Source organism: Hymenobacter sp., from assembly GCF_035709525.1.
Lineage (GTDB): Bacteria > Bacteroidota > Bacteroidia > Cytophagales > Hymenobacteraceae > Hymenobacter.
The window spans coordinates 1-7,911 of record NZ_DASTEP010000013.1 but is presented as its reverse complement, the minus strand read 5'-3'; the positions used below and the strand labels follow the sequence as shown (position 1 = coordinate 7,911).

Genomic DNA, 7,911 nt, shown 5'->3' with positions numbered 1-7,911 from the left:
CCTCCCCTCCGGGAGAGGGGGAGCCTATCGTGAGTTAAGAGTTTTGAGTGCTGAGTTATGAGTCTTTCTATCAGGCAACTCAAAACCCAACGTCCGGCTCCCCTCTCCCGGAGGGGAGGGGCCGGGGGTGGGGTCTCACGGGCGGCGAGCGCCCTAGTCGGGCGCAACCGACGTGTCGCCGGGCGTTTTCTTGTTGATGGAAATGAGCAGCGCGGCCACAACCATCTGGGGGGCCAGGGCGCGGGTGGGCACGGCGGCGTAGCGGCCGGCGGCATCGGGCGCGGCGGCGTAGCGGTAGCCGAAAATGTTGTCGCGCCCGAGCACGTTGCTGGCGGCCAGGTGCACGATGGTGTAGTGCCCGGCCAGGTGCGTGAGGTAGCTCAGGCTGAGGTCGAGGCTGTGGTAGCTGGGCGTGCGGCCCTGGTTGTAGCCGGTCTGGTTTGGGTCGTAGTAGGCGCGGGGGCTGCCGTAGGCGTAGGTGCCGCTGGCTTGCAGGTGCAGCTTGGCAAACCAATACTTGCCGACCACGCTCACATTATGGGTAGAAGCAAACGCCGGCACGGCGGGCGCGAGGTCGGCGCGGAACTGCCGGCGCGTGTCGAGCAGGCCGTAGCTCACCCAGAAGTCCACCTTCTTGAAGGTCTGGTAGCGGTCGCGGTAAAACACGTCCATTCCCTGCGCGTAGCCGCGGCCGGTGTTGGCGTAGGCGGCGGCGTTGAGCACGTTGGCGCGGTCGAAGCGCACCAGGGCGCGGTAATCCTTGCGGTAGAGCTCGGCGCGCAGCGTGCGGGCGCTGGTCTGGTACTGGTAGCTGAGGATGTAGTGCGCCGCCCGCTCCAAACCCAGCGCGGGCTGCACGCGCAGCAGGTCGTTGGTGGGGCTTTGGTAGTAGAGGCCGCCGGCGGCCGACACTTGCTGGCCGGCCCCAAGCTGCCAGGCCAGCGCCACGCGCGGGGCCAGGCTGGCTTTATTCAGCAGCGCCGAATATTCGCCCCGCACCCCTACCCGCCCGGTCAGGCGCGCGCTCAAACTCAGGTCGCTTTCGGCAAAAACGGCCGTGCGCTGCTCCGCAAAGCCGGGGCGGTAGGTGGGCGCATCGGCCGTGGCGCGGTAGGTGAGGTCGTAGCGCTGGGCGGTGGCCTCGGTGCCGAGTTTCAGGTTGAACCAGGTGCCGGCCGAGTCGTTGGTGAGCACGAGGCGGGCCGTGGCGGTGCGCTCCAGCTCGGTTAGTTGCTGGGGCTCGGGCTGCACGGCGTTGCGCTCGCGGCCCAGGGCCAGGCCGGTGCTCAGGCTCCAGCCGCGCACGAGGGGGGCGCGGTAGGTGGTGTTGAGGTAGAGGTTGTTGTTGCGCAGGGCGGTGAGGCGGCCGGTGGCGGCGTAGGTGGCCTCGGGGTCAGGCTGGCGAGTAGCCACCGTTTGGTTGCCGTAAGTAGCATAAACTTTCAGCATACCGCTCACGCCCACGCGGTGGGCCAGCCTGAGCGAGCCGCCCAGGTGCTCGGGGGCGTGGGCCCAGCGCTGGTCGGGCGCGGTCAGGCCAAAGTAGGGCGCAAGGTTGGTGTAATCCACGCTCGCCGACACCGAAGTGCGCTCCCAGCGCCTGGTGCGCGAGAGGCTGCCGCCCACGCTGAGCAGGGAAATGCCCGTTTGCGTCTCGGGGTCGAGGTCTACGGTGTTCAGCCCGACTACGGCGCTCAGCGCCTGGCCATACTCGGCCGAGTAGCCGCCCGTGCTGAACATGGTGCCCTTGAACAGCGTGGGCGAAAAGCGCCCCCGCGCCGGCACGCCGCTCGTGGCCCCGCCGTAAAAGCTTTGCACCGGCAGCCCATCGAGGTAGTAGCGCGTTTCGGAGGCCGCGCCGCCGCGCACAAACAGCTTGCCCTCCTCCCCCACCCGCGAGGTGCCGGGCAGCGTGTTGAGCGCGCTGGCGATGTCGGCCATCGCGCCGGCGGTCGTCAGTATGTCCAGCGGTTTCAGGGCCGCCGCGCGCTTTTCGTCGCTGGCTTCAAACGCGCCGGCCACGATGCTGACGGTGCCCAGCGAGGCGCGGCTTTCGCGCAGGCGGCGCGTCGGCACGGCGATAGTGCCGCCCGCCAGGGCAATGGGCATTTCCTGCAACTTGTAGCCGATGAGCGTGCAAACCAACGGCAGCGTGCCAGTGGCAGTAGTCGAAAAAGCGAAGCGCCCGAGCGAGTCGGTAGTGGCCCCGTCGAAGGTGGTTTTCAGAAACACGTTGGCGCCGGGCAGCGGGTGGCCGGCCCCGTCGAGCACGGTGCCGCTGAGGCGGGTAGTGCCTACAGCGGGCGCGGCAGTGGGCACGGGCGCGGCGGCAGTCTGGGCGAGGGCGGGGCCGGTGGCGGCGAGGGCGAGCAGCAAAAGCGGCGTTTTCATGGGGCCGGGGGTTGGGCGTTTGATAACTCAAAGGTGCCCGGCCGGGGTAGGCGCTTTCAAGTAAAAGCTGCCCAAGCGGCAAAAGCCGGGGCCGAAGCGTCGGGGCAGGGCGGTGGGCCGGCGCGCGGCCGGGCGGCAACCCTGGCGGTGGCGGGCCGTTTGTGCAGCCCTGTTTGCGTACTTTCGTTCCGCTATCGCTATTTCTGCTATGCCTACTACCCCGCTGCCCGTCGACTACCAGCAAGTCTTTCGCGCCCTCCCGGATGCCCTGCTGCTGATGGACCCCCACGCGACCATCCTCGACAATACCGACGCGCACGTGGCCGTGTCGCTCAAGGCGCGGGCCGAGGTAGTGGGCCGGCCGCTGTTCGAGGCGTTTCCGTCGGTCGACCAAAACCAGGGCGACATCATGGAGGCGTCGCACGCGCACGTGCGGCAGCACCTCGAGCCGCACACCATGCCGCTCATTCGCTACGACCTGGAGCGGCCCGCCGAGCAGGGCGGCGGCTTCGAGGAGTTTTACTGGCAGGCCACGCACTACCCCATCCTCAATGCCCAGGGGCAGCTGCAATACATTTTGCAGCGCACCCAAAACGTGACCGAGCAGCTGCGCGCCGCCCGCGCCGCCGCCGAGGCCCAGCAAAAGCTGGCCGACGAGCAGGCCCGCACCCTTTTTATCCTCGAAAACCTGCCGGTCCTCATCTGGACCACCACGCCCGACGGGCGCGCCGACTACTTCAACCCGCGCTGGCTAGCCTTCACGGGCCACGACTTGGCCGAAGAAATAGGCGAGCACTGGCTCGAAAGCCTGCACCCCGACGACCGCGCCCGGGTGGCCGAGCTGTGGCAGCAGCGCCTGGCCACGGGCGAGCTCTTCCAGGCCGAATATCGCCTGCGCTGCGCCGATGGCAGCTACCGCTGGATACTGGCCCGCGCCGCCCCGCGCCGCGCCGACGATGGCACCATCACGATGTGGGTAGGCGGGGCCACCGACATCCACGACCAAAAGCAGATGGTACAAGAGCTGCTCGAAACCAACGAGCAGCAGGCCGCCCTTTCCGAGCAGGCCTACCACAACTACCAGCAGGCGCAGCAGCAGCGCCAAACCATGTATAGCCTGCTCATGAAAGCGCCCGCTTGCATCGGCATCATGCGCGGCCCCGAGCACCGCTTCGAGTTTGCCAACGAAGGCCTGGTGAGTTTGGCCCGCCACATCGAAATAGTGGGCCGCACGGCCGAGGAAGTATTCCCCGAAATCAAGGGCCAGGGCGTTATCGACATTCTCGACGGCGTGTACCAGACCGGCGAAAGCTACCGGGGCCGCGAGCGCCTCATCCGCCTCGACAAGGGCGACGGCAGCGGCGAGCTACGCGATGCCTACTTCACGTTTTTCTACCAGCGCTTTGAGGAAAACGGGCAGGCCGCCGGCATCACCGTCTTCGCCAGCGAAGTAACCGAGCTGGTAAACCTGCGCCGCGCGCTCGATGCGCGGTAGTAGCAGTAACGGACGGCAAGTAGCCGTGCCCACCCGCTACTACCTACAGCACACTGCGCTCGTACAGAGCGTAGTGCGCCACTTCTACCGGCAAGCCTTTGGTAAAGCTTAGGGCCAGGTTTTCGGCCCGCACCAGGCAGAAAATCACATCCTCGTAGTACTCCCGAAACTCCTGCATGGCGTAGGCCGCCAGCAGCGCCTGCAAGCCCTGCCCCTGAAAGGCGGGGTGCACGCCCACCGTGCGGGCCAGCAGCGTGCAGTTGGTGAGCAAGGGGTAGTCGCGGGCAAAAACCGGGTGCGCGCTCACGGCGCGGCCCAGCTCGTGGTAGTTGGGCTGGCACAGGCTGAAGGCCACCAGCTGCCCGCTGGCGCGGTGCCGCAGCAGCACCGACGTGTAGGGGCACAGCCCTTCGGCGTGGGCCTCGTTGTAGAGCAGCCGAAACTGCGCCTTGCCCACCGGGCGGTAGGCCGGGTTTTGGCTGAAAACCTGCTGCACGAGCTCGAAAATCTCGTCTTCCAAAGCCTGCCAAACGGCCGGCGTCAGGGCGATAAACTCGAAAAGCGAGCCCGTGAGCTGCTGCTGCACCACCGGGCGCTGCTCGTACACCTGCGGCACGTCGGCAGCGCACAGGCGGCGGCTCTCGAAGGCCAGCGCCGGCCGAAAGCCCAGCTGCTCGAGCAGGCCGGGGTAGTAGGGCGGGTTCACGGGCTCGCGGTTGAACTGCCGCCACGAGGGCACCGCCCCCAGCCGCAGCCGGTAGCGGAAGTAGGGGCTGAAGTGCAGCGGCCCGCGCACCGTTTGAAACCCGCGCTCGGCCGCATCTTTCAGCAGCAGGTCGAAGGCCAGCTGATTGTGCAGCAGCAAGCCAGCCGTTTCCCAGAACGCGAACAGCGCCACCTCGCCGCCATCCTTCGGAAACAGGCCCGCGAGGCGCATATTCCAGTGGTCGGTGTAGAAAATAATCTCGTGGGTATCAGCCAGCTGCCTGCACAGCTCGGCGGCGGGCTCGTCGTCGGGCGCGTAGCCCAACCCTGCGTAAAATTGCCGGCCAACGGTATCGAAGCTGGCCGGCAGCTCGCCGTTGTAGGGCAAGCGGTCCAGAAAGACGGGCATGTGAATCGGTTTTCGGAAGCGAGAAGAGCGAAGGCAGTGCGGCACCCAACCCGGCCAGCGGCGGCTGTCCGCTGGCCGGGTTGGGCTTCTTGTAGAATAGGTATAGTAAGCAGCTCGGGCACAAACACAGGTTGTGCTTAACGGAAGGAAGCTATACGGCTATCTTTCTGCAAAAGATTAGGGCAACATACGCCGCGTGCGGCGTATGTTGCCCGGCCGGTGGCGGTAGCGAACAGCGGCGCTATTTTGGTGGGCTTATTACTTATTCACTGGCCGCCGGCTTCTCGCGCCGGCTGTCGTTACCGCACTCTATGCCATGATTATCTACGGAACGAAAGGCACTCACCTGCAAACCGAGCCGCTGCCCGACGTGGCCTGCCCCGCCTGCCAGGCACCCAGTGGCCTGCGCGCCAGCCTCTACAGCCGCTACGCCCACGTGTACTGGATTCCGTTTTTCCCTTACCAAAAGCTGGCGGCCGTGCAGTGCGGCACCTGCCAGTCGGTGTGGGACAATGGGCAGCTACCCCCCGGCCTGGCCCCGGCCGTGCGCACACGCAAGCAGCAAACCCGCCACCCCTACTGGACGTGGGCCGGCCTGGCGGCCGTGGCGGGCCTGCTCACGTTTGGCGCGCTGGCCGGCATGCGCGACCGCCACACCGACGAGGCGCTGCTGCTGGCACCCCGCGCCGGCGACATCTACACCGTGCGCACCGACAGCGCCGGCATGTACTCGCTGATGAAAGTGCGGCGCGTGGGCGGCAACAACGTGGAGCTGGTAGCCAACGACTATCAGGTCGATGACGCCGTACCGCTCGACAAGCTCAACTCGCCCGAGAAGTACGGCAAGGAGCCCTTCACTCTCACCCGCCTCGAGCTCCAGATTATGCGCCGCAAAGACCAGCTGACCGACGTGGACCGGCCGTAGGGGGTTGGGTGAGTGGATGAGTGGATGAGTGGATGAATGCGGTCGTCATGCTGAGCGCAGCGCAGCGCAGTCGAAGCATCTCTATCGCTTCGCTTAACGGTTTGGATGAAGCGACAGAGATGCTTCGCTGCGCTCAGCATGACGGTCCCATCCACTCATCCACTCATCCAAAAACCACTCATCCACTCATCCACTCATCAAAACTTGGGTAGCCGCACCAGGGCCAGGTAGTCGGCGAGGCCGCTGGGCTGCTCGAAGACGTGGATGAAGAGGATGGCTTCCTCGCCCGCGCTGCGCCACACTTCGGCGTAGAAATTCTCTATTGCGTAGAGGCTCAGGCGGAAGCTGTCTTCGGTGCGCTCGGCCAGGGCGTGGCCGTGGCGGGCCAGGTGCTCGGCCTGGCGGCGCTGGTGCAGGCTTTTAAAAGTGGCGCAGGTCATGGGCATTTCCCGAAGTTACGGCCGGGGGCCCAAAACCCGACCGTTACCTTCGCGGCCATGAAATCGCTGCGTTTTCCGCACCCACTGGTGCTGCTTACCTTTTTTATCGTGCTGGCCGCCGCGCTCAGCTACGTGCTGCCGGCCGGCGAATTTGCCCGCCACCTCGACCCCGTGACCCAGCGCGACGTGGTGGAGGCCGGCTCCTACCACCGGGTGCCGGCCAGCCCCGTGAGCTTCCTGGGCCTGCTGGCGGCCGTGCCGCAGGGGCTGGCGGCCGCGGCCCCGGTCGTGTTTTTGATTTTCCTGGCCGGCGGGGCCTTCACGGTGGTCGACCAGACCGGCGCGCTACGCTACGGCGTCGATGGCCTGCTACGCCACGCGCAGGGCCGCCAGGGGCTGATTATCCCGCTGGTATCGCTGCTGTTCGCCACCCTGGGCGCGCTCGAAAACATGGGCGAGGAAGTCATTGCCCTGGTGCCGGTGCTGCTGGTGCTGATGCGCCGCCTCGGCTACCCCAGCCTCACGGCGGTGGCGGCCAGCCTGGGGGCGGCCGTGGTGGGCGCGGCCTTCAGCCCCATCAACCCTTTCCAGGTCATTATTGCCCAAAATCTGGCGCAGCTGCCGCCCGTGTCGGGCTGGGTTTTTCGGACGGTTTTTCTGGCCATCGCGCTCACCATCTGGATACTCGGCACGCTGCGCCACGCCCGCCGCCACCAGGTAGCGCCCGAGCTGCGGGCCGCCGACGCCGAGGCCGACGCGGCCGGTAGCTCGGGCCGCGCGGGGCTGGTGCTGCTGCTGGTGCTGGTGGTGTTCGCGGTATTTGGCTACGGCGTGGTAGCGCTGCACTGGGACTTCGTCCAGATGTCGGCGCTGTTTTTTGGGCTGGGCGTGGGGGCCGGGCTGCTGGGCGGCCGGGGCCTCACGGGCACGGCCGAGGGCTTCGTGGCAGGCTTCCGCGACATGGCCTTTTCGGGGATGCTGGTGGGCTTCGCGCAAGCCATTTTCGTGGTGCTGGGCCAGGGGCACGTCATCGACACCATCGTGCAGGGGCTGGCCGCGCCGCTGGCCCACCTGCCCGTGGCAGCCGCCGCGCTGGGCATGATGGCCGTGCACACGGCCCTGCACCTGCCGGTGCCCAGCGTGAGCGGGCAGGCCGTGCTCACGATGCCGCTGCTAGTGCCGCTTTCCGACCTCATCGGCCTCTCGCGCCAGGTCACGGTGCTGGCCTACCAGTACGCGGCCGGCCTCGGCGACTTGCTCACGCCCACTAATGGCGCGCTCATGGCCGTGCTCGCCGCCTGCGGCGTGCGCTACGACCAGTGGCTGCGCTTCGCGGGCCGCCTCTACGGGCTGCTACTGGCGCTGGGCGCGGCCGCCGTGGGCCTGGCGATAGTAGTGGGGCTGTGAGGATGGGCGGTTTTTTGAATGAGTGGATGAGTGGGGAAAACGGTCGTCATGCTGAGCGCAGCGAAGCGAAGTCGAAGCATCTCTGCCGCTTCATCCAAGCCCTTCAACGAAGCGGTAGAGATGCTTCGCTGCGCTCAGC

General features: G+C 66.9%; 6 protein-coding genes. 3 read left to right on the top strand and 3 right to left on the bottom strand.

The features are described from left to right. Positions 1-153: 153 nt before the first annotated feature. Positions 154-2,391: a TonB-dependent receptor gene (locus VFO93_RS01090; RefSeq protein ID WP_325132454.1), complete on the bottom strand. Its 2,238-nt coding sequence runs from the start codon at positions 2,389-2,391 to the stop codon at positions 154-156. Between the two features lie 208 nt (positions 2,392-2,599). Between VFO93_RS01090 and VFO93_RS01085 the strand changes: the two genes are divergently transcribed. Next, entirely contained in the window at positions 2,600-3,886 is a 1,287-nt protein-coding gene (locus VFO93_RS01085) for a PAS domain-containing protein (RefSeq protein WP_325132453.1), read from the top strand. A 43-nt stretch (positions 3,887-3,929) separates the two neighbouring features. Here the strand turns inward: VFO93_RS01085 and VFO93_RS01080 are convergent, their stop codons facing one another. Further along, positions 3,930-5,000 (bottom strand): hypothetical protein, encoded by a 1,071-nt coding sequence (locus VFO93_RS01080; protein ID WP_325132452.1) that lies wholly within the window; start codon positions 4,998-5,000, stop codon positions 3,930-3,932. A 316-nt stretch (positions 5,001-5,316) separates the two neighbouring features. On the opposite strand from VFO93_RS01080, the gene VFO93_RS01075 reads away from it, so the two are divergent. After that, positions 5,317-5,925, top strand: a complete 609-nt coding sequence (locus VFO93_RS01075; RefSeq protein WP_325132451.1) for a hypothetical protein — start codon at positions 5,317-5,319, stop codon at positions 5,923-5,925. 197 nt (positions 5,926-6,122) lie between these two features. Here VFO93_RS01075 and VFO93_RS01070 read toward each other — a convergent pair whose 3' ends face one another. Further along, a complete protein-coding gene (locus VFO93_RS01070; protein ID WP_325132450.1) occupies positions 6,123-6,365 on the bottom strand; it encodes a hypothetical protein in 243 nt (80 codons plus the stop codon). Positions 6,366-6,422: 57 nt separating this feature from the next. Between VFO93_RS01070 and VFO93_RS01065 the strand changes: the two genes are divergently transcribed. Further along, entirely contained in the window at positions 6,423-7,772 is a 1,350-nt protein-coding gene (locus VFO93_RS01065; protein WP_325132449.1) for a YfcC family protein, read from the top strand. The last annotated feature ends 139 nt before the right edge of the window (positions 7,773-7,911 follow it).

What these genes read in the sequence shown, in the direction of transcription:
- VFO93_RS01070 (WP_325132450.1), bottom strand. Translation starts at nt 6,365, where the DNA reads ATGACCTGCGCCACTTTTAAAAGCCTGCACCAGCGCCGCCAGGCCGAG.
- VFO93_RS01080 (WP_325132452.1), bottom strand. Translation starts at nt 5,000, where the DNA reads ATGCCCGTCTTTCTGGACCGCTTGCCCTACAACGGCGAGCTGCCGGCC.
- VFO93_RS01085 (WP_325132453.1), top strand. Translation starts at nt 2,600, where the DNA reads ATGCCTACTACCCCGCTGCCCGTCGACTACCAGCAAGTCTTTCGCGCC.
- VFO93_RS01090 (WP_325132454.1), bottom strand. Translation starts at nt 2,391, where the DNA reads ATGAAAACGCCGCTTTTGCTGCTCGCCCTCGCCGCCACCGGCCCCGCC.
- VFO93_RS01065 (WP_325132449.1), top strand. Translation starts at nt 6,423, where the DNA reads ATGAAATCGCTGCGTTTTCCGCACCCACTGGTGCTGCTTACCTTTTTT.
- VFO93_RS01075 (WP_325132451.1), top strand. Translation starts at nt 5,317, where the DNA reads ATGATTATCTACGGAACGAAAGGCACTCACCTGCAAACCGAGCCGCTG.